Annotated in this window: 29 protein-coding genes and 2 tRNA genes; 21 read left to right on the top strand and 10 right to left on the bottom strand. The window is 42.3% G+C overall.

The window, feature by feature from the left end:
- Nucleotides 1-82 precede the first annotated feature (82 nt).
- Complete coding sequence (locus A4G13_RS10145) at nucleotides 83-2719, top strand: TRAP transporter permease (protein ID WP_090654071.1); 2637 nt, start codon at nucleotides 83-85, stop codon at nucleotides 2717-2719.
- A gap of 48 nt (nucleotides 2720-2767) precedes the next feature.
- Nucleotides 2768-3193 (top strand): universal stress protein, encoded by a 426-nt coding sequence (locus A4G13_RS10140; RefSeq protein WP_090654073.1) that lies wholly within the window; start codon nucleotides 2768-2770, stop codon nucleotides 3191-3193.
- Nucleotides 3194-3260: 67 nt separating this feature from the next.
- Here A4G13_RS10140 and mutT read toward each other — a convergent pair whose 3' ends face one another.
- The 3 genes from mutT to secM all read right to left on the bottom strand — a co-directional run bounded on the left by mutT (nucleotide 3261) and on the right by secM (nucleotide 6855).
- Nucleotides 3261-3665, bottom strand: coding sequence for an 8-oxo-dGTP diphosphatase MutT (gene mutT / locus A4G13_RS10135; RefSeq protein ID WP_011199510.1), 405 nt, complete (start codon nucleotides 3663-3665; stop codon nucleotides 3261-3263).
- A gap of 77 nt (nucleotides 3666-3742) precedes the next feature.
- Nucleotides 3743-6433: a preprotein translocase subunit SecA gene (secA, locus tag A4G13_RS10130; protein WP_011199509.1), complete on the bottom strand. Its 2691-nt coding sequence runs from the start codon at nucleotides 6431-6433 to the stop codon at nucleotides 3743-3745.
- A gap of 101 nt (nucleotides 6434-6534) precedes the next feature.
- The gene (gene secM, locus A4G13_RS10125; RefSeq protein ID WP_011199508.1) at nucleotides 6535-6855 is read right to left on the bottom strand and encodes a secA translation cis-regulator SecM; all 321 of its coding nucleotides are present in this window, start codon (nucleotides 6853-6855) and stop codon (nucleotides 6535-6537) included.
- A gap of 89 nt (nucleotides 6856-6944) precedes the next feature.
- Here secM and A4G13_RS10120 point away from each other — a divergent pair, with 89 nt between their 5' ends.
- Nucleotides 6945-7250: a DciA family protein gene (locus tag A4G13_RS10120; RefSeq protein ID WP_090654075.1), complete on the top strand. Its 306-nt coding sequence runs from the start codon at nucleotides 6945-6947 to the stop codon at nucleotides 7248-7250.
- Nucleotides 7251-7360: 110 nt separating this feature from the next.
- On the opposite strand, the gene tpiA is transcribed toward A4G13_RS10120, so the two are convergent.
- Nucleotides 7361-8128 carry a triose-phosphate isomerase gene (gene tpiA / locus A4G13_RS10115; protein WP_011199506.1) on the bottom strand — a complete coding sequence of 256 codons (768 nt, stop codon included), beginning with the start codon at nucleotides 8126-8128 and terminating at the stop codon, nucleotides 7361-7363.
- Nucleotides 8129-8315: 187 nt separating this feature from the next.
- On the opposite strand from tpiA, the gene A4G13_RS10110 reads away from it, so the two are divergent.
- Nucleotides 8316-8750, top strand: a complete 435-nt coding sequence (locus A4G13_RS10110; protein ID WP_011199505.1) for a hypothetical protein — start codon at nucleotides 8316-8318, stop codon at nucleotides 8748-8750.
- Between the two features lie 34 nt (nucleotides 8751-8784).
- Here the strand turns inward: A4G13_RS10110 and yggU are convergent, their stop codons facing one another.
- From yggU to trmB, 5 genes are all read right to left on the bottom strand, one after another.
- Nucleotides 8785-9072, bottom strand: coding sequence for a DUF167 family protein YggU (yggU, locus tag A4G13_RS10105; protein WP_090654077.1), 288 nt, complete (start codon nucleotides 9070-9072; stop codon nucleotides 8785-8787).
- Nucleotides 9073-9103: 31 nt separating this feature from the next.
- Complete coding sequence (locus A4G13_RS10100; protein WP_041639494.1) at nucleotides 9104-9676, bottom strand: YggT family protein; 573 nt, start codon at nucleotides 9674-9676, stop codon at nucleotides 9104-9106.
- Between the two features lie 116 nt (nucleotides 9677-9792).
- Nucleotides 9793-10743: a magnesium/cobalt transporter CorA gene (gene corA / locus A4G13_RS10095; protein WP_011199502.1), complete on the bottom strand. Its 951-nt coding sequence runs from the start codon at nucleotides 10741-10743 to the stop codon at nucleotides 9793-9795.
- 427 nt (nucleotides 10744-11170) lie between these two features.
- Nucleotides 11171-11515 carry a YggL family protein gene (locus A4G13_RS10090; RefSeq protein ID WP_090654079.1) on the bottom strand — a complete coding sequence of 115 codons (345 nt, stop codon included), beginning with the start codon at nucleotides 11513-11515 and terminating at the stop codon, nucleotides 11171-11173.
- 30 nt (nucleotides 11516-11545) lie between these two features.
- Entirely contained in the window at nucleotides 11546-12295 is a 750-nt protein-coding gene (gene trmB / locus A4G13_RS10085; protein WP_090654081.1) for a tRNA (guanosine(46)-N7)-methyltransferase TrmB, read from the bottom strand.
- A gap of 134 nt (nucleotides 12296-12429) precedes the next feature.
- Between trmB and mutY the strand changes: the two genes are divergently transcribed.
- From mutY to A4G13_RS10055, 6 genes are all read left to right on the top strand, one after another.
- On the top strand, nucleotides 12430-13566 hold the full coding sequence (mutY, locus tag A4G13_RS10080) for an A/G-specific adenine glycosylase (protein ID WP_090654082.1): 1137 nt from the start codon (nucleotides 12430-12432) through the stop codon (nucleotides 13564-13566).
- The gene (locus A4G13_RS10075) at nucleotides 13544-13819 is read left to right on the top strand and encodes an oxidative damage protection protein (RefSeq protein WP_090654084.1); all 276 of its coding nucleotides are present in this window, start codon (nucleotides 13544-13546) and stop codon (nucleotides 13817-13819) included. Before mutY ends, A4G13_RS10075 begins: the two co-directional genes overlap by 23 nt.
- An 8-nt stretch (nucleotides 13820-13827) precedes the next feature.
- Nucleotides 13828-14901, top strand: a complete 1074-nt coding sequence (mltC, locus tag A4G13_RS10070; protein WP_041639491.1) for a membrane-bound lytic murein transglycosylase MltC — start codon at nucleotides 13828-13830, stop codon at nucleotides 14899-14901.
- A 312-nt stretch (nucleotides 14902-15213) separates the two neighbouring features.
- Nucleotides 15214-15289 (top strand) — tRNA-Phe (locus A4G13_RS10065).
- Nucleotides 15290-15291: 2 nt separating this feature from the next.
- Nucleotides 15292-15367: transfer RNA gene (locus A4G13_RS10060), tRNA-Asn, on the top strand.
- A 76-nt stretch (nucleotides 15368-15443) separates the two neighbouring features.
- Entirely contained in the window at nucleotides 15444-15905 is a 462-nt protein-coding gene (locus tag A4G13_RS10055) for a hypothetical protein (protein WP_090654086.1), read from the top strand.
- Nucleotides 15906-15975: 70 nt separating this feature from the next.
- Here the strand turns inward: A4G13_RS10055 and A4G13_RS10050 are convergent, their stop codons facing one another.
- Nucleotides 15976-16569, bottom strand: a complete 594-nt coding sequence (locus tag A4G13_RS10050) for a YajG family lipoprotein (protein ID WP_041639490.1) — start codon at nucleotides 16567-16569, stop codon at nucleotides 15976-15978.
- Between the two features lie 187 nt (nucleotides 16570-16756).
- Between A4G13_RS10050 and A4G13_RS10045 the strand changes: the two genes are divergently transcribed.
- From A4G13_RS10045 to A4G13_RS09995, 11 genes are all read left to right on the top strand, one after another.
- Nucleotides 16757-17065 carry a BolA family protein gene (locus A4G13_RS10045; protein WP_090654088.1) on the top strand — a complete coding sequence of 103 codons (309 nt, stop codon included), beginning with the start codon at nucleotides 16757-16759 and terminating at the stop codon, nucleotides 17063-17065.
- Between the two features lie 368 nt (nucleotides 17066-17433).
- Nucleotides 17434-18765: a Na(+)-translocating NADH-quinone reductase subunit A gene (locus tag A4G13_RS10040; protein WP_090654090.1), complete on the top strand. Its 1332-nt coding sequence runs from the start codon at nucleotides 17434-17436 to the stop codon at nucleotides 18763-18765.
- Between the two features lie 2 nt (nucleotides 18766-18767).
- Complete coding sequence (locus A4G13_RS10035; protein WP_090654092.1) at nucleotides 18768-20003, top strand: NADH:ubiquinone reductase (Na(+)-transporting) subunit B; 1236 nt, start codon at nucleotides 18768-18770, stop codon at nucleotides 20001-20003.
- On the top strand, nucleotides 20003-20773 hold the full coding sequence (locus A4G13_RS10030; protein ID WP_011199489.1) for a Na(+)-translocating NADH-quinone reductase subunit C: 771 nt from the start codon (nucleotides 20003-20005) through the stop codon (nucleotides 20771-20773). Before A4G13_RS10035 ends, A4G13_RS10030 begins: the two co-directional genes overlap by 1 nt.
- Nucleotides 20773-21396, top strand: a complete 624-nt coding sequence (locus A4G13_RS10025) for an NADH:ubiquinone reductase (Na(+)-transporting) subunit D (protein WP_011199488.1) — start codon at nucleotides 20773-20775, stop codon at nucleotides 21394-21396. Before A4G13_RS10030 ends, A4G13_RS10025 begins: the two co-directional genes overlap by 1 nt.
- 3 nt (nucleotides 21397-21399) lie before the next feature.
- Nucleotides 21400-21996: an NADH:ubiquinone reductase (Na(+)-transporting) subunit E gene (gene nqrE / locus A4G13_RS10020; protein ID WP_011199487.1), complete on the top strand. Its 597-nt coding sequence runs from the start codon at nucleotides 21400-21402 to the stop codon at nucleotides 21994-21996.
- 10 nt (nucleotides 21997-22006) lie between these two features.
- Nucleotides 22007-23236 carry an NADH:ubiquinone reductase (Na(+)-transporting) subunit F gene (gene nqrF / locus A4G13_RS10015; protein WP_090654094.1) on the top strand — a complete coding sequence of 410 codons (1230 nt, stop codon included), beginning with the start codon at nucleotides 22007-22009 and terminating at the stop codon, nucleotides 23234-23236.
- Between the two features lie 104 nt (nucleotides 23237-23340).
- A complete protein-coding gene (locus tag A4G13_RS10010) occupies nucleotides 23341-24396 on the top strand; it encodes an FAD:protein FMN transferase (RefSeq protein WP_090654096.1) in 1056 nt (351 codons plus the stop codon).
- Between the two features lie 2 nt (nucleotides 24397-24398).
- A complete protein-coding gene (gene nqrM / locus A4G13_RS10005; protein ID WP_011199484.1) occupies nucleotides 24399-24644 on the top strand; it encodes a (Na+)-NQR maturation NqrM in 246 nt (81 codons plus the stop codon).
- 126 nt (nucleotides 24645-24770) lie between these two features.
- Complete coding sequence (gene mnmA / locus A4G13_RS10000) at nucleotides 24771-25940, top strand: tRNA 2-thiouridine(34) synthase MnmA (RefSeq protein ID WP_090654098.1); 1170 nt, start codon at nucleotides 24771-24773, stop codon at nucleotides 25938-25940.
- 77 nt (nucleotides 25941-26017) lie between these two features.
- Nucleotides 26018-26443 carry a GNAT family N-acetyltransferase gene (locus tag A4G13_RS09995; RefSeq protein WP_090654100.1) on the top strand — a complete coding sequence of 142 codons (426 nt, stop codon included), beginning with the start codon at nucleotides 26018-26020 and terminating at the stop codon, nucleotides 26441-26443.
- The last annotated feature ends 132 nt before the right edge of the window (nucleotides 26444-26575 follow it).

Here is a 26575-nt window from a genome sequence, read left to right as displayed (position 1 = left end):
GATACATAAATTAATGTATCAATCACTTAATATTAACCCTATGCCATTGGTGTAGGGTTTTTTATCTATTTTCGAGGAACCTATGTCAGAAAAAATTCAATCTGTCGATTATGATGATCTGAGAGACTTGGTTGCATCTAATGATGAGGGTGGGCGTAACCCTGCTGGATTTCCCAAAAAACTCATCGTAGGCACCGCCATTTTGTGGTCTATTTTTCAATTGTATTACACATCGCCGTTTCCGTTTTGGCTGCAAGAAGTGTTAACCCAACATAATATTGATCTCAATGTAGTTGTGGACGACACTAAAGCAAGATCCGTTCATTTGGCTTTTGCGCTATTTCTTGCCTACCTTTCTTTTCCGGCGCTCTCTACTTCGCCTAAACACCGCATACCAATTATTGACTGGATTTGTGCCACTGCCGGGGCGTTCTTAGGCGCTTATTATCTGTTCTTTTATCAAAGTCTAGTAACCCGATTCGGCGCGCCTAATCTGCAGGATATTATCGCAGGCTGTATTGGTATTGTACTATTGCTGGAAGCCACACGCCGAAGCCTTGGTTTACCTCTCGCGGTTATTGCCGTTATATTTTTGTTGTATAACTTCTTCGGGCAATACCTGCCTACAAGTTGGATTATCAGCCACCGTTCCGGTTCATTATCGCAAATCATTAACCAACAATGGATCACCACGGAAGGCGTATTCGGCGTCGCCCTGGGCGTTTCTACAAAATACGTATTTCTCTTCGTTTTATTCGGTGCCTTATTGGATAAAGCGGGGGCAGGTAATTATTTTATTAAAACCGCTTTTGCTTATTTGGGTCATTTAAGCGGCGGCCCTGCTAAAGCAGCGGTGGTTTCTTCGGCTTTAACGGGCTTGGTTTCAGGATCATCTATCGCCAATGTGGTAACTACCGGCACATTCACTATTCCCATGATGAAACGTGTAGGTTTCACCCAGGAAAAAGCGGGAGCCGTTGAAGTGGCGTCTTCCGTAAACGGTCAATTAATGCCGCCGGTTATGGGCGCCGCCGCTTTCCTGATGATCGAATATATCAATATGCCCTACAACGAATTGATCCTGCACGCATTCCTGCCGGCATTAATTTCTTATATCGCATTGGTTTATATTGTTCATCTCGAAGCCTGTAAAATGGGTTTAAAAGGGTTGCCAAGAACTGATCCGGCAAAACCGTTTTTAGTAACGTTAATCCGGGCAATAGGCACTTTCTTAACGCTTTGCATTATTTATTTTGTGCTTGAATTAACTCTGGGCTGGCTAAAAACTGCGGTGCCAAATGAAGCATTTTTAATCGTCTGCCTGTTATTGCTGATTGTTTACATTCTGCTCATTCATCGGGTGGCAAGCTTTCCGGATCTCGAACCTGATGATCCTAATGCAAAAATTGTCGTTCTGCCGGCAACCAAACCAACGGTAAATGCCGGCTTACATTATTTATTGCCGGTTGTGGTTTTAATGTGGTGTTTAATGATTGAGCGTATGTCGCCGGGTTTGTCCGCTTTTTGGGGAATTCTCGCCTTATCCGCCATTATTATTACCCAACGGCCTCTATTAAGCCTGTTCCGAAAAGAAAACACGGATAAATTTATCCAACTTAAAGAAGGCGTACAAGAACTGATTAAAGGTTTGGAAACCGGCGCCCGCAATATGATCGGTATCGGCATTGCCACCGCAACCGCCGGCATTATCGTAGGTGTGGTGTCATTAACCGGTTTTGGCGTGCAATTGTCCAGTATTATTGAAATTCTCTCCATGGGCAACGTATTGCTCATGCTGATTTTAGTGGCAATCTTCAGTTTAATTCTCGGTATGGGGCTACCGACTACGGCAAACTATATTGTGGTTTCATCCTTAATGGCGCTGGTTATCGTTGAAGTGGGTAAACAAAACGGGCTGATCGTGCCAATGATTGCGGTCCATTTATTTGTATTCTATTTCGGTATTATGGCGGACGTCACGCCGCCTGTAGGCTTAGCCTCCTTTGCCGCAGCGGCTATTTCCGGCGGAAGCCCGATAAAAACAGGGGCAACTGCGTTCTATTACAGTTTAAGAACGGCCATTTTACCCTTCCTGTTTATTTTTAACACTGACCTGTTATTACTTGATGTGGGTTGGGCAAAAGGTATTTTAGTATTTATTACCGCAACCATCGGGGTAATGGCGTTTACAGCCGCAACCATGGGATATTTCTTTACTAAAAATAAAAAATGGGAAGGCTTAGCCCTGATACTTGCCGCATTTATGCTGTTCAGACCGGGTTTCTTTATGGAATATGTTTCACCTACGGAACGCCATATTGAACCTGCTCAATTAGTGCAGGAAATCGAAAATGCGGCGGCAGGGCAAAATCTGACAATTAAAGTAGCCGGATTAAATCCTTATGGCAAAGAAATTGAGTTTTATTCAAAACTCAGTATCCCGGCAGGTGAAAACGGTGAAGAAAAATTAAAAGCCATGGGTTTAACATTGTTGAATACCGGAGAAAAGATCCAGATTAACGGCAATGAAACCGATAAGATTTTAATTGATAATGTTGAAATTGATTCGCCTGCCGCCAAAGCGGGCTTAAATTGGGATCAAACCATTATTGATGTCGAAGTGCCAAAAAATTCATTACCAAAAGAACTGATGTTTATTCCTGCATTGCTGCTTGTTTCTGCGCTTGCATGGAATCAACGCCGTCGTAAAAACAGCTAATCATATTGGCATAGCAATATGCCAATGTTGACGTAATAAGGATTTTATATGTACAAAAATATTTTAATTGCCATCGATCTCAGCAATTTAGACAGCGCCAAATATGTAGTGGATACCTGCTTAAAACTCACGGAAGATAACCCGCAGGCGATATTTCGCGTAGTCACCATTATTGAGCCGATGGACGATAGTTTTATCTCCGCTTTTTTACCCAAAAACTTCGATAAATCCGTATTGGAGGAAGCAAACAAAGCTTTGCATAAATTCACGGAAAAAGCCTTCCCGAAAGGGGCAAAAGTGCAACATATCGTTTCTTACGGTACGATTTATGAAGAAATAAACCATCTGGCGGATGAAAAAAATGTGGATCTCATCGTCATGCTGGCAAGTAGCCAACCCAACGCAAAAGGGTTGAGCGCGAACACCGTAAAAGTGGCGCGAAACACCGATAAACCGGTATTAATTCTTCGATAAATAAAAGTTGAAAAACTGATTTTATCAGCAATAAAAAACAGCGAGCCTATTTTGACTCGCTGTTTTTTTAACAATTCATTTCTGCCAACAGGCGCTGAATCAATTTGGAATTTGCCGGCGGAAATTGAGATTCGTCCAGGTCAAGCTGTTCAATCCAAAATCCTTCCTGCCCCTCCCGTCCGAAAGGCTCGCCAATCCATTCGCTGATCAGATAAAAATAGAAATGAATAATTTTATTCGGATATTCAAACACAAATTGCTCAAACATAACGGGATTTAGCGCAACAATACCGACTTCTTCCTCCAACTCCCGTTTAAGCGCTTGTTCCGGCGTTTCGTTTACATCCACTTTTCCGCCGGGAAACTCAAGGGATTGCGCAAAATCCTGCCCTTCTAAACGCTGAGTAAGATAAATCTGTCCGAATTCATTACGGATAATACCTGCCGCAACCTGCACTGTTTTTTTATCCACAAACTAATCCTCATTTAGTCAAAATCTATCAAAAAGTGCGGTCAAAAAATCAAAAATTTTAACCGCACTTTTATCAATTATGCCTCGTGAGCAGCTCGGTTACCGTGGCAATGTTTATATTTTTTGCCGGAACCGCAAGGGCAAGGATCGTTACGCCCGATACGCTGTGTTGTCTGCGCAACGCTGCGCTCGCCGGAGGCGCTGTCGTCAGCGTAATCCTTGCTTTCCGCCGCTGCCTGTTGAGCCGCCTCTGCCTGTGCTTCTTCCTGAGTGCGTACCTGTACACGGCTTAAAGTGCGGATAACCGTTAGTTTTAAAGCATCTAACATTTCCGTAAACATTTGGAAAGATTCTTTCTTGTATTCCTGTTTCGGATCTTTTTGCGCATAACCGCGTAAATGAATACCTTTGCGCAGCTGATCCATAGCGGCTAAATGCTCTTTCCATAATTCGTCGAGCGTTTGCAACATCACGCCTTTTTCAAAGTTACGCATGGTCTCCGCGCCGACAATTTCTTCTTTGTGTTGGTATTCTTCCACCGCCGAAGCAATAATACGTTCGCGTAAGTTATCCTCGTGCAACTGGTTATCTTCTTCTAACCATTGCTGAATCGGCAGATCTAAAGCAAAATCCTGTTTTAAGCGTTTTTCCAATTCGGCGATATTCCATTGTTCCTCTAAGGATTGAGGCGGAATATATTGATCAATCACTTCGTTATACACATCTTCGCGGATAGCTTTAATGGTTTCCGAAATATCCTCATGATCCAATAAATCGTTACGCTGCGCATAAATCGCATGACGTTGATCGTTCGCCACATCGTCAAATTGTAACAGGTTTTTACGGCCGTCAAAGTTATGGGCTTCTACCTTCGCTTGAGCGGAGGCAATCACTTTAGCCAGCAATTTAGATTCCATTGCTTCGCCCGGCGTACTGAAAGCTTTACGCATCATGTTCAGTTTACCTTCGTTGAGGTAAATACGCATTAACGAATCATCTAAGGATAAATAGAAACGTGAAGAACCCGGGTCGCCCTGACGACCTGAACGACCGCGCAACTGGTTATCAATACGGCGGGACTCATGACGTTCCGTACCGATAATATGTAGCCCACCCGCTTTCATCACCACATCATGGCGCTCCTGCCATGCGGCTTTTAAGGCCTCAAGCTGTTCTTCCGTCGGATTTTCTAACTTCGCCGCTTCCGCTCTCCAGTTACCGCCTAATACGATATCCGTACCGCGACCCGCCATATTAGTTGCGATAGTCACCGCTCCCGGATAACCGGCGTTGGCAATAATTTCCGCTTCCTGTGCGTGGAATTTAGCATTCAGTACGTTATGAGGAATGCCCGCTTTATCCAATTCGTTAGAAAGCAATTCCGATTTTTCGATAGAGGCGGTACCCACCAACACCGGCTGGCTACGGGCTACGCATTCTTTAATATCCTCAATAATCGCCTGGAACTTATAAGCTTCGCTTTCAAACATTACATCGGTACGGTCATCACGAATCATAGGTCGGTTAGTTGGAATAACGATGGTTTCCAACCCGTAAATTTGTTGGAATTCAAAAGCCTCGGTATCCGCCGTACCCGTCATACCCGCTAATTTTTCATATAAGCGGAAATAGTTTTGATAAGTAATCGAAGCGACAGTTTGGTTTTCACCCTGAATTTTTACATGTTCTTTTGCTTCAATGGCCTGGTGCAAACCGTCAGACCAACGGCGCCCCGCCATAGTACGACCGGTATGCTCGTCAACAATAACGATTTCACCGTCTTTTACAATATAATCCACATCGCGTTCAAACAAAGTGTGAGCACGCAATGCAGCATAAATATGATGCACTAAACCGATTTTTGCCGGCGAATATAACGATTCGTTTTCAGTCATAAAGCCGTTTTCAATTAACCAGTTTTCGCATTTTTCCTGACCGCGCTCGGTTAAATGCGCCTGTTTGGTTTTCAAATCTAAAGTAAAATCGCCGTCGCCCTGATATTCTTCGGTATCTTCTTTATCCTGTTTAACTAATAACGGAATTAATTTATCAATGGCGATATAAAGTTCGGAGCTGTCTTCCGCCGGACCTGAAATAATTAACGGCGTACGGGCTTCGTCAATTAAGATTGAATCCACTTCATCCACCAGCGCATAATGCAATTGACGTTGGAAACGTTCTTCTTTGCTATGGGCAAGATTGTCACGCAAATAGTCAAAGCCTAATTCGCTGTTGGTCGCATAAGTAATATCCGCCTGATAAGCGGCGCGTTTTACTTCCGGTGGTAACCCCGGGATATTCACGCCCACCGTCATGCCGAGGAACTCAAATAACGGGCGGTTGGTTTCCGCATCGCGGTTCGCTAAATAATCGTTCACAGTAACCACGTGCACGCCTTTACCGGTTAGCGCGTTTAAATAACAAGGTAAGGTGGCGGTCAGGGTTTTACCTTCACCGGTACGCATTTCCGCGATATTACGGTTAGTCAGCACCATACCGCCAATAAGTTGCACGTCAAAATGGCGCATGCCTAACACGCGACGGCTTGCCTCACGCACGGTAGCAAAAGCTTCCGGCATCAAACTTTCCAGACTTTCGCCTTTTTCCAGTCTGGCGCGGAATTCCGCGGTTTTCGCTTTTAATTCATCGTCCGTTAAGGCGCTAAAAGCGGGTTCTAAACCATTAATTTTTTTAACGACTTTATTTAATTTACGCAATACGCGGTCATTACGGCTACCGAAAATTTTGGTTGCAATAGTTTTTAACATAAAAATTCATTCTCTTTTCAATAAAAAATCTCAACGTCAGTCAAGGACGTCGAATCAATCTGCTAATAATTGGCAGTTAATATTTAGGGTCTGTTTATCTTTTATACTAAAGGACTACCGCGAATCGGCGCATGAAAGTAGCTTGGAGAGAGGCAAAAGTGCGGTTCGATTTTAGCAAATTTCGGGCAATCCACATTACATTGCTGTGCTTGCCGTTGCTGTACCGCAACCTGTTGTTGGATAAGAGCGGAAAATTTAGCCGCCGGCTGTTTAATTGATGTGCGCTGCGCCTGATAATTTTCATTGGTAACGGCATCGGAATAGTTCAATCCTTGAGCACAGGGTAAAGCAAATATCGCAATCATGCTTACGAGCAGTTGCGACCAGAAATTATGTTTACCCTTTGTTGAAATTTTCATCATTATTCAGACAGCCCAAAAATTTACCCTATTGTAACGGAAATTCGCTACAATGTCCTTATTTATTGGGATCAATTTAGGAAATTCAATCTATGCGCAAGCAAAAAATAGTGAATATTAAAGATCTGGTAGAAAGTTCCGATTTATCTAAAATTATGCAAAAAGGTCTGTTTTTGAACCGACTGAATCAACAGCTTCAGCGATGGTTCCCAAGCCAGTTTAAAGGAATGTATCGGCTGGCAAATTTTACGGAAAACGGTTTACATATTGAAGTGGCGAATGCGGTTGTGCGTCAGGGGTTTTTATTCCGCCGGCAGGAATTGCTGCAATTAGTACAAAAAGAATATCCGGAAATTACTCGACTTAATTTTAAAATTAATCCGGAATTAAACCGGTAAATTTCTTAGCCAAATAAAACTGCGGTCAAAAATCACAAAATTTTGACCGCAGTTTTCTAAAAAAAGCGCAATATCTATATTACGCTCTATAACCCAAATTAAACGGTAAATTAAGCTTTTGCTTTTGCCGCCGCTTTAACGATTACCGCAAATGCAGGCGCTTTTAATGAAGCACCGCCCACTAACGCACCGTCGATATCCGGTTGAGTGAATAATTCCGCAGCATTAGCATCATTTACGGAACCGCCGTATTGGATAATGACCTGATCCGCAACCGCTTGTGATTTTGCAGCGATATGGCCGCGGATAAACGCGTGAACCGCTTGTGCCTGTGCAGGAGTGGCAGATTTGCCGGTACCGATTGCCCAAATCGGTTCATAAGCGATAACCGCACCGTTGAAAGCTTCGACGCCTAAGGCATTGATTACCGCATCGATTTGACGTGCGCAAACTTCTTCGGTTTTACCCGCTTCGTTTTCCGCTTCGCTTTCACCGATACATAATACAGGAGTTAAACCCGCTTCTTTTAACGCACCGAATTTTTGTGCAACAAACTCATCGCTTTCTTTATGGTATGTGCGACGTTCGGAGTGGCCGATAATAATATATTTCGCACCGAAATCTTTTAACATTTCGGTTGAAATATCGCCGGTGAAGGCGCCTTTGACATTCACATCAACGTTTTGTGAACCTAATACGATTTTACTGCCTGCAAGTGCGGCTTCCGCTTCCGCAAGATACATTACCGGCGGAGCGATCGCCACATCACAACCTTCAACGCCCGCTAATTCGGCTTTTAAGCCTTCGATTAATTCTTTAGTAAACGCTTTGCTACCGTTTAATTTCCAGTTACCCATAACTAAAGGACGACGTGCCATAGTTTTTTCTCCATTTTGTAATTAATAAAAACGCCGACTACTATACCAAATTTTAATTATCAATTTAGTTTTTTTTCATAAAATTTTGATCTAGTAGATGATTATTTTGCTTTAAAAAGCTACAATTGCCCGAGACTTACAAAAAATAATCAATTTCCTTTTTAGCCTGGAACCGTCCCGATTAGTTATGAAAATATTTAAAGCAGAACAATGGAACCTTGAGGTCTTGCTCCCGCTGTTTGAGGAATATCGTTTATCTCACGGTATGGTAGAGAATCCGGAACGCACGTTTACATTCCTTAATAACCGCATCCGTTTCAGCGAAAGTATTATTTTTATCGCCACCAACGAACGACAACAAGCCATCGGCTTTATTCAGCTTTATCCCCGCCTGTCGTCTCTACAACTACAACGCTATTGGCAACTGACCGATATTTTTGTGCAGGATGTAGCGAACCAGAATGAAATTTATGCCGGTTTGATCGAAAAAGCGAAAGAATTCGTTTGTTTTACCCATTCAACCCGTCTTGTAGTCGAACAGGATCAGCAGCATCAAGGAATCTGGGAAAAAGAGGGCTTTAAATTAAATACCAAGAAAGCCCTGTTCGAATTAAAGCTATAAAAAAACCCCGTTTATCATAAACGAGGCTTAGAACTTAAAGTAATGGCTGCAGTTCTTCGGGAATTAACTTCGGTTCGGGAATAAATAACTGTTTATGGCGGTTAAGCTCACCTTTTTCCAGGATAATCGCGCTTTTCGGCACTTTAAACGCTTTGCTCAAATATTTCAGTAAATGTGCATTTGCCGCGCCATCTACCGGCGGCGCGGTAATCGCAATTTTTAATTCGTCGTCATGAATGCCGATAATTTTATCCCGACTCGCTTTAGGTTGTAAAAAAATACGTAAACGCAAGCCTTCCGTCGTTTGTTCTATTGCCGACATAACTAAAATTCCGCCATTTTCTACCGCACTTTTAACTGGCTAACTGCCATAAAATACCAAAAATGTCATACAGCACTTTATCGGCAAAGAATAAACCGAATGCCAGCACCATCGGTGAAAAATCAATCATTCCCGTTCTCGGTAAAATCTTACGAATCGGCGATAACACGGGTTCGCCTAATTGATAGAGCAAATAGCTGAACTGATCATTACCGCGATTAAACCAACTGAGAATCGCACCGAAAAAGATCACATAAAAGATCATTTTTCCGAAAGCAGCCACCACCGTTAATGCGCCAATCAACACATATTGCAGCCATTCCTGACGGATGATTTCCGCCGCCCATTGCCCGTTTGCGATATATAACAGCGGTACCTTCACCATGCCTAATACAAACACAAAAAATAAGGCGGCAAGATCGATGTTTTTGACCGTCGGAATGGCTTTACGTAACGGCGTTAAAACCGGGTTGGTCAGTTTTACGATTCCTTGAGAAACAGGATGATAAAAATCAACTTTGCAATACTGCAACCACATACGCAACATCAAAACGAATATATATAAGCCGAGTGCCGTACTAATTAAAAATGAAATTGAACTCATAGATTTTCTTTTCCTAAGATAAACGCTTGCCAGCCTAAATGACAGGCAAAGATTTATCGTTTTCATATGCTAAAAGTGCGGTAAAATTTACCGCACTTTTAGCTTAAAAGCAAAATTTACAACCAGCCTTTACGTTTAAAATACATATATGGCGTTACGCCCGCAGCGATCATTAAGCCGATTGCCATCGGATAACCGTATTTAAAGCCCAGTTCCGGCATAAATTCAAAGTTCATACCGTAAGTGGAAGCCACTAAGGTTGCCGGCAGGAACATCACCGATACTACGGAGAAAAATTTCATCACTCTGTTCTGCTCAATATTGATATAACCCATGGCCGCCTGCATCAAAAAGTTTACTTTTTGGAACAAAGATTCATTATGAGGTTGCAGAGATTCGATATCTCGCAAAATTTCACGGGCCTGCTCCAGCTGATTTGCCGGCAGGCGGGTTTTGCGCACTAAGAAACTCAACGCGCGTTGAGTATCCATCAAACATAAACGCACTTTCGAGCTCATATCTTCCTGCTCGGTTAAGGTCCCAAGCGCGTCGTCAAAAGCCTCGCCCTGCTTGCCGTCTAAAATCACGCGACTCAAACGTTCCAAATCGGAATAAACGGTTTCAATCACGTCGGCTAACTGCTCGATTTTCGTTTCAAATAAATCCAGTAGCACTTCATAAGCGTTACATTCGTCCAAACGTTGATAACGGGAACGCATGCGATACAAACGGAACGCGGGCAAATCACGATCACGCAGGGTAAATAAACGACCGTCGCGAATAGTAAAGGCGACACTGGCTAAATCCGCATAATCTTCTTCGTCTTCGCAATAAAAAAACGAGTGCAAATGCAAACCGTCTTCATCTTCGAAAAAACGTGCGGACGCCTCAATGTCTTCCAATTCAAGAAATGAAGCCAGACTTTGCTCTAAGCCGTCTTGTAAAATCTCACGTTCTTCGCTGGTAGGCTCGACCAAATCAATCCAAATAGCTTTATTTAACGTACTGAGATTATCCTCATCAAGACGGGTTAAGCGCGCATTTTCAAGTGCAAATGCATTTATCATTTGTCATACTCCCTAGGTTCTGCCTATGGTTATGAACAACGCAATGAACAAATTGAACACCAATAACATCAAAGTGCGGTCACAAAAAACAAAGTTTTTCGAACGTTGGCTTAGCCAGCGCCCCCGAAGGGATGAACAATCGCATCGGCGATTACAACTAATAAACGAAATTTTGATGTTATGTGGTAAAAAAGATACCATATAAAGTAAGTTGATACTTATCCACGAAAATCTCGCCGATAAGTAATGGCGAGATTTAGATGAAAGATTCCAATCGGCATCGACTGTGGCTGTCCAAAGTGTGTGTCCTCTTATTACTAAATCGCTGCGCATACTACGCCGTAAACGGCTTTTCGTCAAGATTTGTCGACAGACTTATAAGAAAAAAAGCCGCCTTAGACTAAGGCGGCTTGCAAATGCCGTGAAATTACGCTTCTTTTACAGGGTAATCCCACCAGATATCGAATAATGCGCTGACTTCTACTTGTTGTAACCCGTTGGATTCCAACCAGTTTTTTACTAACTCACGGTGGCTTTCGTCACATTTGCCTAATTTTTCCAAACAAACTAAACCTTCCCATTGCAAATAACCGCTGCCTTCATAAGCCAAACCGTTTGGCTGAATAACATCGTGAATAAAACGATCAACAACCTCGTCCACTTGTTCAATTGCCGTATTTTCTGCAAATTGCCAATTTACTAAGAAACCTAATTCCTGGAATTCGGCAAGGTGCATTTTTTTACGTTGTCTTTGATTACGTTTGATAGCCATATTATTTCTCCTATGGTCGTTGATTAATTCTTAATTTTTAACAAAATATAAATCCCACACGCCGTGGCCTAAACGATGACCGCGCTGTTCGAATTTGGTCAATGGACGGAAATCCGGACGAGGGATAAAATCATTGGTTTTTGAAGTATTAGTTAAGGCTTTCGATTGGCTTAACACATCCAGCATTTGCTCGGCATAATTTTCCCAGTCTGTCGCCATGTGGATAAAACCGCTTTGTTGTAGCTTTTGCATTACATTATCCACAAAATTCGGTTGCACAATACGGCGTTTATGATGTTTGGACTTATGCCAAGGATCCGGGAAAAACAGCTGCAAACCGCTCAAGCTATCATCCGCAATACAATCCTGCAGAATTTCCGTAGCATCATGGCAAATAACCCGCAAATTTTTCACCTGTTTTTCCACCGCATAAGCGATGCAGGCACCAACACCGGGCGTATGCACTTCAATTCCCAAATAATTGCGCTCGGGATTTTGTTCCGCCATTTCAACTAAAGATTTACCCATACCGAAACCAATCTCAAGAATAACCGGATTGGTATTGCCGTAAATTTCAGCAAAATCGAAATAGTTATTTTGATGCTCAAGCCCGAAATCAGCCCAATTATCATTCATCATATTGCGCTGAAATTCACTTAATCGCCCGGTACGCAAAACAAAGCTGCGAACTTTACGTTTATAGCGACCGTCTTCGGTAAATTCCGCCGTCTCCACGGTTTTACGTTTCTGATCGGCAAACGTTATTTTTTGTTCAGACATATTGTTCCTCAAATTTATTTGAGGGTGGATTATAAGCTAAAGTGCGGTAATTTTTTAATTAATTTTTAGCATTTAATAAAAAACCCTCGCATGATACACTTTCCCCTTGCTTTTTTACTTTTTATTTTGTTTTTATGTTGGCTCAATCATCTATTCAAGCGCCTTTTGCCCGCTCGGTTTTATGCTGGTACGATAAATACGGCAGAAAAAATCTGCCTTGGCAAAAAAATAAAACTTTTTATCAGGTTTGGTTGTCTGAAGTAATGCTGCAACAGACCCAGGTTAGCACAGTAATTCCCTATTTCGAGCGCTTTATCGACGCCTTCCCGACTATTAACGCACTTGCCGATGCACCCTTGGACGAGGTATTGCATTTATGGACGGGATTAGGTTATTACGCGCGGGCAAGAAATCTACATAAAGCGGCACAAACCGTTCGGGATCAATATGGGGGAGAATTCCCGACGGATTTTCAACAAGTCTGGGATTTAACCGGCGTAGGAAGAAGCACCGCAGGCGCTATTTTGTCTTCGGTATTAAATGCGCCCTACCCGATTTTAGACGGCAATGTAAAACGCGTATTGTCCCGCTATTTCACCGTTGAAGGCTGGGCGGGCGAGAAAAAAACAGAAAACCGCTTATGGCGGCTCAGTGCCGAGGTAACCCCGACAGAGCGCGCGGCGGATTTTAATCAGGCAATGATGGACTTGGGCGCCATGGTTTGTACGCGCACAAAACCTAAGTGCGGACTTTGTCCGTTAAGCAAAAAGTGCGGTGCAACTTTAACGAATTCCTGGGAAAAATATCCGGCAAAAAAACCGAAGAAACAGTTACCCGAACGCGAAAGCTATTTTTTAATTCTGGCGCAAAACGGCAAAGTTGCCCTGGAACAACGCGAACAATCGGGAATTTGGGGCGGGTTGTATTGTTTCCCGCAATTTAAAGATAAATCAACCTTATTACAATATTTGCAACAATTAGGTATTAGGGAATATCAGGAATGGAGCGCGTTCCGCCATACGTTCAGTCATTTTCACCTTGATATTTTCCCTATTTATGCACAATACAGGCAAACGGAACGCGATGAAAACCGTTCCGATTGGAAAAAAATTGAAGAAAATGGCGCAGATTATAAATCTACTATATCAAGTACAATTAATTATTGGTATGATCCCGAGAATCCCGATCAAATCGGATTGGCGACGCCTGTAAAAAATTTATTAACCGAATTTCAAAAAGGACAGCATTATGTCAAGAACCGTATTCTGTGAATATTTAAAACAAGAAGCCGAAGGGCTGGATTTCCAGCTTTATCCCGGAGAGCTTGGGAAACGAATTTTCGACAATATAAGTAAGCAGGCATGGGGCGAATGGATGAAAAAACAAACCATGCTGGTTAACGAAAAAAAATTAAATATGATGAATGCGGATCATAGAAAATTACTGGAACAAGAAATGGTTAATTTCTTATTTGAAGGTAAAGATGTTCATATTGAAGGATATATTCCTCAAGCAACTAATTGATAAAAGTAATGAAGCTAAAAAAATTTCTTGTCTTACTCTTAATTCCTTTTTTATACGCCTGTTCGTCGGATCGTTCCGGTAATTACGATGACGCCTTTGCAAAAGATACTAACGGGTTAGATTTGCTCACGGGGCAATTCTCACAAAATATTGACCAAATTTGGGGCGTTAATGAACTTTTAGTGGCAAGCCGTAAAGATTACGTAAAATATACGGATAGTTATTACACACGTAGCCATATCAGTTTTGAAGAAGGTCAGATTACCATTGAAACCCTGGCTGATGCCAACCGCCTGCACAGTGCGATTGTACATACATTATTAATGGGGTCCGACGCCAAAGGTATTGATTTATTCGCCTCCGGCGACGTACCGATAAGCTCGCGCCCGTTCTTGGTCGGTCAGGTGGTGGATAATTTCGGACGTCAGATTAATAATATTGATGTCGCCAACAGCTTCGCCAGTTATTTATTACAAAACAGATTGCAAAGCCGTCGTTTAAGTAATGGTCGCACGGTGCAATTTGTTTCTATTCAGATGATTGCAAACCACGTTAATGTGCGTGCAAGAAAATATTTATCGTTGGTGCGTCAGGCGTCACGCCGTTACGGTATTGACGAAAGCCTGATTCTCGGTATTATGCAAACGGAATCCAGTTTCAACCCTTATGCGATTAGTTATGCCAACGCAATGGGTTTAATGCAGGTTGTTCCGCATACCGCAGGTCGCGATATATTTAAACTTAAAGGCCGTTCAGGGCAACCAAGTAAGAGCTATTTATTTGATCCTGCAAATAATATTGATGCGGGCGTGTCTTATTTATGGATTCTTAAAAATGAATATCTCGCCGGTATTACCAATCCGACTTCCATGCGTTATGCCATGATATCCGCCTATAACAGCGGCGCCGGCGCCGTATTACGGGTATTTGACAGCGATCAGGAATATGCCATTAACATCATTAACAGAATGCAGCCGGAACAGGTATATCGTATTTTGACAACCGTTCATCCGTCTTCACAGGCCAGAAACTATCTGCTGAAAGTAGATAAGGCGCAGCGAAGTTACCGTCGGGCAAGATAAATAAAATGTAAAAGCACATTGGATAAAACCAATGTGCTTTTTTATGTCATCAAAAAAATCGCACAAAAAAGACCGCACTTTTTCTTATTTCTTTCCCTTAAAATAGATAATATCGCTAATAAATCAAATTATTATTTCCTGTGTTAATATTGATTATCTTACTGAAAATGCAGATAATTTGTTGCTTTTCTATACTTTTTGCACATTTAACCGACAAACAAACAAAAAATTACATTTTTTTCAAAATAGGTGTTGACTTAGTTAGGAAAAAACGGTTTAATACGCCCCGTGTTAACGCAACGAGCGTTAAACGCCTCGATAGCTCAGTCGGTAGAGCAGGGGATTGAAAATCCCCGTGTCGGTGGTTCGATTCCGCCTCGAGGCACCAATTCCTCCTTAGTTCAGTCGGTAGAACGGCGGACTGTTAATCCGTATGTCGCTGGTTCAAGTCCAGCAGGAGGAGCCAAATTCAAAAAGGCTGTTAGTCGAAAGATTAACAGCCTTTTACTTATTTGTATTTTTGAACAATTAGGGTATCAATTATGAAAAAAATTTCGCTTTTTCTTACCGCACTTTTAGTCGTCTCATCGGCTCTTGCCGCCAATAATCAAGCGGCACAGCAACAAGAAAATGCAAAAACGGAATTTATGTTCGGCGCAAAAGCGGCAAATGATCCTGTCGGCATTTGGCAAAAAGACGGTCGTCATTTTTCAAAGAAAGATCTCTCAAAACAATTCTGCTGGACATTAACTAATTTCCGTTCCGACTCGGGAAATGTGAACATCACCATTACCTTAACTTCACCTAAAAATACAAACTTTAGCCTTGGTGAACACATAAGTGAAAATACTACAACGCATATATTTAACTTTACCTATCCAATCACCCAAACTTATTACAACTGTTGGGCATTTGAAGAAAGCGATCCGGAGGGAAAATATACGTTAACGGTTAAGGCCAATAATACAACTTTCCCGACTCAGGTTTTTACCTTAACGAAATAACAGGCAATAAAAAGGCACAAATAAAGATTGTCTGAATCTCCATATTTGTGCCTTTTAGTTAATTAACTTGTTAGTTTGAATATTGGCGAATTGCGTTACCGATATCCTGATCGGCATAAATGCCGTTCACTACATCTTTCAATGCCGCATCCAGCGCTTTTTGAATATCTTCATTGCTCACTGTAAATGCGCCCTCATCCGTACGAGTCGTACCAATGCTCTTAGTAAAGTTGCCTTTAACGCCTTGAACATGAATTTGCAGCTGAATTTTAGAATTAATCTTATGGCGCAAATTGCCCTCTTCCACTTTGGCGTAAAAATCCTTTACCGAAACCAACATATGTGTATTTGCCGCATTCGCCGATCCCAAACGGAAGCCTTTACTATTTAAATTTTGCTGCATAACCTGTTGAAAAATGGTATCCACTTCAGGTGAAGCCGTTAGCGGGAATAGCGCTCCGTCACGAACATAACTGGAAACCTGTTTTTGGCTACGTTCGTCTTTGGTTACCACCGCAACCACCGCATTTTGGTTACTCACGTTTAAAGTGGTATTCGGCGCGTGAGGGGCAAAAGTCAATACGCTACTCGGCGCTTGGCAAGCCGCTAACAATACGCTTGCGACGGTAAGCGCCGCTAAAGAAAATTTGTTGGAAAGTTTCATGATCATCCTTAACTTTTATGAGATAAACGATAAACTAAGGCATTCGGTATAATTAGACGGGTCATATAACAATCCGTTTTTCTATATTAAACGCCTTCGCATTAATATACGCTTTTATTGTTGCAAACTTAAACCGGAATGTATAGCCTTTAACTCCCTTTGTGATTAATTTTTTAGGAAACTTATTATGTCTAAACAACAAGAACTGACTGAACGCCTAACCCGGCAATTTTCTCCGCTATTTCTTCAAATTGAAAATGAAAGCCATATGCATAGTTCCGATCGGGGCGGTGAATCCCATTTTAAAGTGGTTATAGTGACGGATGAATTTGAAGGAAAACCGAAAGTTGTCCGCCATCGTATGATTTATCAATTTCTCGCGCAAGATCTGGAAAACGGCATCCACGCACTGGCGCTACATACCTATACGCCGAAAGAATGGCAAAGCTTGGGAAAAATCATTCCAAAATCAACAAATTGCCTTGACGCAGAATAATAATCCCGGCGATTTTGATCTATTTCGTTACGCAATCGTTTATTTTATATTAAAAAACCACTAAAAATGCGCCACATTAAGTGGCGAAGATTCCCTATTTTAGTTAAAATAGGGCGTTTGATTTTATCTAAAATTAATATTTATTGTTTTAAATTAAATAATATTTAAAAATATTCTTTTAAAACAGTAAATTACCCGAATTTGAGTTTTAATTTTATTTGGTTGGAGAACTGTTATTGCCGATTTGCGTCACTGACAAATTAGCATGACATTCAAAAATCATTACTCAAGACGAGGTTGCAGCGATATTTTCAGTTGGAAATTTGCTGTAACTATATTGTTAATCCAACAAAAAGTAGTGCAAACAAATGATTACGATTAAAAAAGGCTTGGATCTTCCAATCAATGGGAAGCCAGAACAAGTAATCCGTGACGGAAATGCCGTCACTGAAGTTGCTTTGCTTGGTGAAGAGTATGTGGGAATGCGTCCTTCAATGAAAATTCATGAAGGCGATACAGTGAAAAAAGGTCAAATTCTTTTTGAAGACAAAAAGAATCCGGGCGTTGTTTTCACCGCTCCCGCAAGTGGTACTGTAACCGCGATCAATCGCGGTGCTAAGCGAGTATTACAATCTGTGGTAATTCGAGTGGAAGGTAACGATCAAGAAACCTTCGCTAAATATTCACCGGCAGAACTAGTTTCATTAAGCTCCGAACAAGTGCGCCAAAATTTACAAACTTCCGGTTTATGGACCGCACTTCGTACACGCCCATTAAGCAAAATTCCGGCAGTAGATGCGGTTCCTTCATCTATTTTCGTTAATGCAATGGATACTAACCCGCTATGCGCAGATCCTGCAGTGATTATTAACGAATACCAAGCAGACTTCACAAATGGTTTAACCGTATTAACGCGCTTACATAACAAAGTGAATTTATGTAAAGCGGCAGGTAGCAATATCGCTTCAGTTGATAACGTCGATAGCCATGAATTTGCCGGTGTTCACCCGGCCGGTCTTGTGGGTACGCATATTCATTTTATCGATCCTGTTGGTATCAATAAATCCGTATGGCATATCAATTACCAAGACGTTATTGCCATCGGTAAATTATTCACCACCGGCGAATTATTTACCGATCGCGTGGTAGCCCTTGCCGGTCCACAGGTTAAAAACCCTCGCTTAGTACGTACAAACATCGGCGCCAACCTTTCTCAGTTGACTGCAAACGAACTGGCGGACGGCAATAACCGTGTAATTTCAGGTTCGGTACTTTATGGTGCGAAAGCTGAAGGCGCACATGATTATTTAGGTCGTTACGCATTACAAGTTTCTGTGATTGCGGAAGATACCGAAAAAGAATTCTTCGGTTGGATTAGCCCTCAAGCAAACAAATATTCAATCACCCGTACCGTATTAGGTCACTTCGGTCGAAAATTGTTTAATTTTACTACCGCAGAAAACGGCGGTCACCGTGCCATGGTGCCAATAGGTTCTTATGAGCGCGTAATGCCGTTAGATATTCTTCCAACCTTATTACTTCGTGATCTAGAAGTAGGTGACACCGATTCAGCACAAGCGTTAGGCGCATTGGAGTTAGACGAAGAAGACTTGGCACTTTGTACCTTTGTTTGTCCGGGTAAAGCCGATTACGGTTCATTCTTGCGTCAAGCATTAGACAAGATTGAGAAGGAAGGTTAAAAATGGGTTTAAAAAATCTTTTTGAAAAAATGGAACCCGCGTTTTTACCCGGTGGGAAATATGCAAAATTATATCCGTTATTTGAATCGGTTTATACTTTGCTTTACACCCCGGGTACGGCAACGCAGTCAACCACTCACGTACGTGATGCCATCGACTCAAAACGAATGATGATCATCGTGTGGTTAGCATTATTCCCGGCATTGTTCTATGGCATGTACAACGTCGGTCACCAATCTATTAATGCGGTGTTAAGTTTAGGTACGTCCGTTGATACATTGGCTGCAAATGATTGGCACTATGCACTGGCTCAGGCTTTAGGCGTAGATTTCACAGCGGCTGCGGGCTGGGGTAGTAAAATGTTGTTAGGTGCAACATTCTTCTTACCTATTTATATCGTTGCATTCGCGGTAGGGATGTTCTGGGAATTATTATTTGCTATCGTGCGCGGTCATGAAGTGAATGAAGGTTTCTTCGTAACAACCATTCTGTTTGCGTTAATTGTTCCGCCGACACTACCTTTATGGCAAGCGGCTCTCGGCATTTCTTTCGGCTTAGTGGTCGCTAAAGAAATATTCGGCGGCGTAGGTAAAAACTTCATGAACCCCGCTCTTGCCGGTCGTGCATTCCTGTTCTTTGCTTATCCGGGTCAGATTTCCGGTGACTTAGTATGGACAGCGACTGACGGTTTCTCCGGTGCGACCGCTCTTTCACAGTGGGCGCAAGGCGGCGAAGCGGCATTACAACATGTTGCAAGCGGCCAACCTATCACCTGGATGGATGCCTTCTTAGGTAATATCCCGGGTTCTATGGGTGAAGTATCAACGCTTGCATTAATCATCGGTGCGGCAATTATCGTATTTGCACGTATTGCGTCATGGCGGATTATTGCAGGCGTAATGGTTGGTATGATCATTACATCCAGCCTGTTTAATTTAATCGGTTCGGAAAGCAACCCGTTATTTGCAATGCCTTGGTACTGGCACTTAGTATTAGGCGGTTTCGCAATCGGTATGTTCTTCATGGCAACGGATCCCGTATCCGCTTCATTCACCAATAAAGGTAAATGGTGGTATGGCGCGTTAATCGGTGTCATGGCGGTACTTATCCGTGTCGTAAACCCAGCTTATCCGGAAGGTATGATGTTAGCAATTTTATTCGCTAACTTATTCGCGCCGATTTTCGACTACTTGGTCGTTCAAGGCAACATCAAACGTAGAAAAGCGAGAACTGCATAATGGCTAAATTTAATAAAGATAGCGTTGGCGGTACTTTAACCGTCGTTGTGTTGTTGAGCTTAGTCTGTTCTCTTATCGTAGCTGGTGCTGCGGTGTTATTAAAACCAACACAAGAGATTCAAAAACAGCTCGATAAACAAAAGAACATTTTAATGGCTGCCGGTTTAATGCAACAGGGTACCAATGTTCAACAAACTTACGCAAAATTCATCGAGCCGAAAATCGTTGATTTAGCAACCGGTGACTACGTTGATGGTATTACCAACTTTGATGCTAAAGCATCTGCAAAAGATCCTGCAACCCGCGTAGCAATCGCTCCGGCGGATGATAAAGCGGGTATAAAAGTGCGGTCAAAATTTGCTGAAGTTTATTTGGTAAAAGATGAAGCGGGAAATACCACACAGGTTGTATTACCAATGTACGGTAACGGCTTATGGTCGATTATGTACGGTTTTGTTGCGGTCCAACCCGATGCAAATACAATTAACGGTATCACTTACTATGAACAGGGCGAAACAGCCGGTCTTGGCGGTGAAATCGCTAATCCTAACTGGCAAAAAAACTTCGTGGGCAAAAAATTATTTGACGCTCAAAACAAAGTGGCTTTAGTTGTAGGTAAAAATGCCTCTTCAAATAAAGAGCATGGTATTGATGCATTATCCGGCGCAACTTTAACATCAAACGGTGTTGACGGCTCATTCAAATACTGGTTCGGACCTCAGGGTTTCGGTCCGTATTTAGCGAAATTTAAAGCAGAGGGAGCTAACTAATGGCAGGCAGCAATCTTAAAAAATTATTGTTATCACCAATTGCCGATAACAACCCAATTGCGTTACAAATTCTTGGTATTTGTTCCGCATTGGCGGTAACTACTCAGTTACAAACTGCGGTGGTAATGGCTATTGCGGTAAGTTTTGTTACAGGTTTTTCAAGTTTCTTTATTTCTTGTATCCGTAACTATGTACCAAACAGCATTCGTATCATCGTACAAATGGCAATCATTGCGTCATTGGTAATCTTGGTTGACCAAATTCTGCGCGCTTATGCTTACGACTTATCTAAACAACTTTCGGTATTCGTAGGTCTTATCATTACAAACTGTATCGTAATGGGTCGTGCGGAAGCGTTCGCTATGAAATCAGGCCCTGTTGAAAGTTTTGTTGACGGTATCGGTAACGGTTTAGGCTACGGTGCAATCCTATTAATCGTCGCGTTTTTACGTGAGCTTATCGGTTCGGGTAAATTATTCGGCGTAACCGTATTGGAAACCGTACAAAACGGCGGTTGGTATCAGGCAAACGGTCTATTCCTATTGGCGCCAAGTGCGTTCTTTATCATCGGATTTGTAATCTGGGGACTTAGAACCTGGAAACCGGAACAAGTGGAGAAATAATCAATGGAACATTACATTAGTCTATTTGTAAAGTCTGTGTTCATTGAGAACATGGCGCTTTCTTTCTTCCTTGGTATGTGTACATTCCTCGCGGTGTCGAAGAAAGTTTCAACAGCATTCGGCTTAGGTATTGCCGTTATCGTCGTATTAGGTATTTCAGTACCGGTAAACCAACTGGTTTATACCCATATATTAAAAGACGGTGCACTAATTGAAGGTGTGGATTTAAGTTTCTTAAACTTCATCACTTTCATCGGCGTTATTGCGGCATTAGTACAAATCCTAGAAATGTTCCTGGATAAATTCGTACCGTCACTTTATGAAGCGTTAGGTATTTTCTTACCGTTAATCACAGTAAACTGTGCAATTTTCGGTGGCGTATCATTTATGGTTCAACGTGAATATAATTTCCCGGAATCCGTAGTATATGGTATCGGCGCAGGTACGGGCTGGATGTTAGCGATTGTGGCATTAGCCGGTTTGACGGAAAAAATGAAATATGCGGATGTTCCGGCAGGCCTACGCGGTTTAGGGATCACCTTTATCACCGTCGGTCTAATGGCATTAGGTTTCATGTCATTCTCCGGCATTCAATTATAAGGAGCGTATCGTGGATAGCAATTTTATTTTCGGTATTGGCGCATTCACAGCTATCGTATTAGTGTTAGCTGTTGTTATTTTGATTGCAAAATCTAAACTGGTTGACTCCGGCGATATTACCATTTCAATCAATAATGATCCTGAAAAAGCCATTACTTTACCTGCCGGCGGCAAATTATTAGGCGCTTTAGCAAGTAAAGGTATCTTCGTTTCTTCAGCTTGCGGCGGCGGCGGTTCATGCGGTCAATGTAAAGTGAAAGTGAAATCCGGCGGCGGTGAAATTCTGCCGACAGAGCTTTCTCACATTTCGAAAAAAGAAGCGAAAGAAGGTTGGCGTTTATCTTGTCAAGTGAACGTGAAATCTTCAATGGATGTTGAACTTCCTGAAGAAGTATTCGGCGTGAAAAAATGGGAATGTACCGTTATTTCCAACGACAACAAAGCCACTTTCATCAAAGAACTGAAACTGGCGATTCCTGAAGGCGAAGAAGTGCCGTTCCGTGCGGGCGGTTATATCCAAATTGAAGCAGAACCGCATGTGGTTAACTATAAAGACTTCGATATTCCGGAAGAATATCATGAAGACTGGGATAAATTTAACCTATGGCGTTACGTCTCAAAAGTGGATGAACATATTATTCGCGCTTACTCCATGGCCTCATATCCGGAAGAGAAAGGCATTATTATGCTGAACGTGCGTATCGCTACGCCGCCTCCGCGTAATCCGGATGTTCCGCCGGGTCAAATGTCCTCTTATATCTGGTCATTAAAACCGGGTGATAAAGTAACCATTTCCGGTCCGTTCGGTGAATTCTTCGCGAAAGATACCGATGCGGAAATGGTATTTATCGGCGGCGGTGCCGGTATGGCGCCGATGCGTTCGCATATTTTCGATCAGTTAAAACGCTTACACAGTAAACGTAAAATCTCATTCTGGTATGGCGCGCGTTCTAAACGTGAAATGTTCTATGTGGAAGATTTCGATCAGTTACAAGCTGAAAATGATAACTTCACATGGCATGTTGCCCTTTCGGATCCGCTTCCGGAAGATAACTGGGACGGCTACACAGGCTTTATTCACAACGTGCTTTATGAAAACTATTTGAAAAATCATGAAGCCCCTGAAGATTGTGAATACTATATGTGCGGGCCTCCGGTGATGAATGCGGCAGTAATCAATATGCTGGAAAGCTTAGGCGTTGAGCACGAAAATATTCTATTGGATGACTTCGGCGGTTAATGCTTAAACCATAAAAAAGCGGTCAGAAACCTGACCGCTTTCACTATTTTAAACCGGCATTAATTTGCTATTTTTCAAAACTTTTAAAATTTTGACCGCACTTTATGAAACTAAAACAAACGTTTACCTGGCTTAGCGCTGTGATAATGGCAATATCCCTTGCAGCCTGTAAAAAAGATCCCGAAATAATTACTCTTAGCGGCAAAACCATGGGAACGACCTATCATATTAAATATATTGATGACGGTGGTTTGACTCAAAATGCCGAACAGGCACAGGAACAAATTGAAAGCATTCTGAAAGATGTTAACGATAAAATGTCCACTTACATTCCAAATTCGGAATTAAGCCGTTTTAACCAATATAAAGAAATTAATCAACCTGTTGAAATTTCAGCAGATTTAGCAAAGGTAATCAAAGAAGCCGTGCGTTTAAACAAAATCACTGAAGGCGCATTAGACGTGACGGTAGGACCGCTTGTTAATCTATGGGGATTCGGTCCTGAAAAACGCATTGATAAACAGCCTTCTGCGACACAATTAGAAGAACGCCGCGCATGGGTTGGCATTGAAAAATTAGCATTAACGGAACAAGCGGGTAAATTCACCCTTTCAAAAGCGGTACCCGAGCTCTATATTGACCTATCTTCGATTGCCAAAGGATTCGGTGTTGACCAAGTGGCGGATTATGTAGAAAGCATAGGTGCGAAAAACTACATGAGTGAAATTGGCGGTGAAATCCGGGCAAAAGGTAAAAATATTGAAGGGAAAGACTGGCAAATTGCCATTGAAAAACCGAACTTCGACGGTTCCCGTTCCGTGCAGGATATTCTTGGCTTAAAAGATCTCGCTATGGCGACTTCCGGAGACTACCGCAATTATTTTGAAGAAAACGGAATGCGCTTTTCCCATGAAATTAATCCTCAAACGGGTAAACCTATTCAGCACAAATTAGCTTCAATCACCGTGTTATCGCCAAGTACAATGACCGCGGACGGATTATCCACCGGCTTATTTGTACTTGGTGAAGAAAAAGCGCTGGAAGTTGCCGAACGGGAAAATATTCCGGTTTATCTGATTGTCAAAACAGAAAGCGGGTTTGATGTTAAAATGTCTTCAGCATTTAAAAACCTGCTTAACTCAAGCAAAGAAGGAAAGTAATAATGAAATTATTTTTAATCACTTTTGGCATTTTTATCTTAATTATTTTCGGTATGTCTATCGGTTATATTATCAAAAAGAAAACCATCAAAGGCAGCTGCGGCGGTATCACTGCACTCGGCATGAAAAAAATGTGCGATTGCGAAGAACCCTGCGATAACTTAAAAGACAAAGTGGCAAAAGGCGAAGCGGATGCCTCGGAATTAGACCGCTTCAATAAAGAACCGCAATTCTACGAAGTAAAATAATTTAACCTATTTATAGCGCGTATTGCACGTTCTATACAGCTAATCGGGCGTATTCAATACGCCCTCTATTATTTATCAACATACAAACCAAATGTGCTTCGCCTTAACCGAAGTTACGGGAGAACTATGCAAAAACTGACAAATTTAAGTTCGCGAACTTACGATCAACATTTTCCAAAACTCAGTGCTGAACAACTTGCCGAAAACGCCAAGAAAAAAGTCATCGTCGGTATGTCCGGCGGGGTGGATTCCTCCGTTTCGGCGTTTATTCTTCAACAACAAGGCTATCAGGTTGAAGGCCTGTTTATGAAAAACTGGGAAGAGGATGACGACACGGATTACTGCACGGCAGCGGCGGATTTAGCCGATGCGCAGGCTGTTGCCGACAAGCTGGGCATGAAACTGCATAAAATCAATTTTGCCGCCGAATACTGGGACAACGTATTTGAGCATTTTTTGGCGGAATACAAAGCGGGGCGCACGCCGAACCCGGATATTTTGTGTAATAAAGAAATTAAATTTAAAGCCTTTCTGGAATATGCGGCGGAAGATCTCGGTGCGGATTATATCGCTACGGGGCATTATGTACGCCGTCGCGGCGATGATGAAAACGCCCGATTATTACGCGGTTTAGACAGCAATAAGGATCAAAGTTATTTTCTTTACACCTTAAGCCACAAACAAGTGGGACAAAGTCTGTTCCCGGTGGGCGACGTTGAAAAACCGATTGTACGCGCCATTGCCGAAGATCTTGGTTTAATCACCGCGAAGAAAAAGGATTCTACCGGCATTTGCTTTATCGGCGAACGTAAATTCAAAGATTTCTTAGCCCGATTTTTACCGGCGCAACCGGGTGAAATCCGCACGGTGGACGGCAAAGTCATCGGTCGCCATGACGGCCTAATGTATTATACTTTGGGGCAACGTAAAGGCTTAGGCATCGGCGGCATAAAAGGTATGGATGAAAACCCGTTTTATGTAGCGGAAAAAGATTTGGTCAATAATGTGCTTATTGTGGCGCAAGGCCATGATAATTCGGCTCTGCTCTCCTCCGGTTTAATCGCCCGGCAATTGCATTGGGTCGATCGTCAACCCATCCGCGAAAACCTGCGCTGCACGGTGAAGACCCGTTATCGCCAAACGGATATTCCTTGTGAAATCCAACCTATTGACGACGAAACCATCCGCGTTATTTTTGATGAACCGCAAATCGCCGTGACACCGGGTCAATCGGCGGTATTTTATCAAGGTGAAGTTTGCCTTGGCGGCGGCGTAATCGAAACGCAAATTAAATAATCAATAAACCTAAAGTGCGGTCGAAATTTTTAAAATTTCGACCGCACTTTGAGTTTTAAAAGTAACGGAAATCTTTTATGCAATTTAAAATCAAGCCTATGCTACCCGAACATTATCAGCAGGTTTATCGGCTTTGGACAAGCATAGAAGGCATGGATATGTCTGATGCGGATGATAATTTTGAGGCAATCAGCGCCTTTCTCGCCTTCAATCCCGATTTGAACTATATTGCGGAAATAAACGGTAAGGTCGTAGGCGTGATCATGTGCGGTTTCGACGGCCGACGAGCGACCCTCTACCATGCGGCGGTGGATCCCGATTATCAAAAACAAGGTATCGGCTTCGCGTTGGCCGAGCATTTAGAATCCGCGCTCAAAACCAAAGGTATAAGCAAAGGCCGCCTGCTCGCCTTTAAAAGCAATGAAAAGGCAACCCTATTCTGGCAAAAAGCCGGCTGGACGTTGCAACAAAAACTAAATTATTTCTCTAAAAAATTTATTTAGAATTGTGAATATTTCTGTCAAAAATCGCAAAAAAACGACCGCACTTTTCAGAAATGAAAAACAGCAACATTCTCGGTTATCCGCTGAACTAGCGTTTTAATACGGCTTTAAAATACGGGTAAAAAATGCTAT

It is taken from the genome of Basfia succiniciproducens, from assembly GCF_011455875.1.
Lineage (GTDB): Bacteria > Pseudomonadota > Gammaproteobacteria > Enterobacterales > Pasteurellaceae > Basfia > Basfia succiniciproducens.
This window is presented reverse-complemented; position numbering and strand designations above follow the sequence as displayed.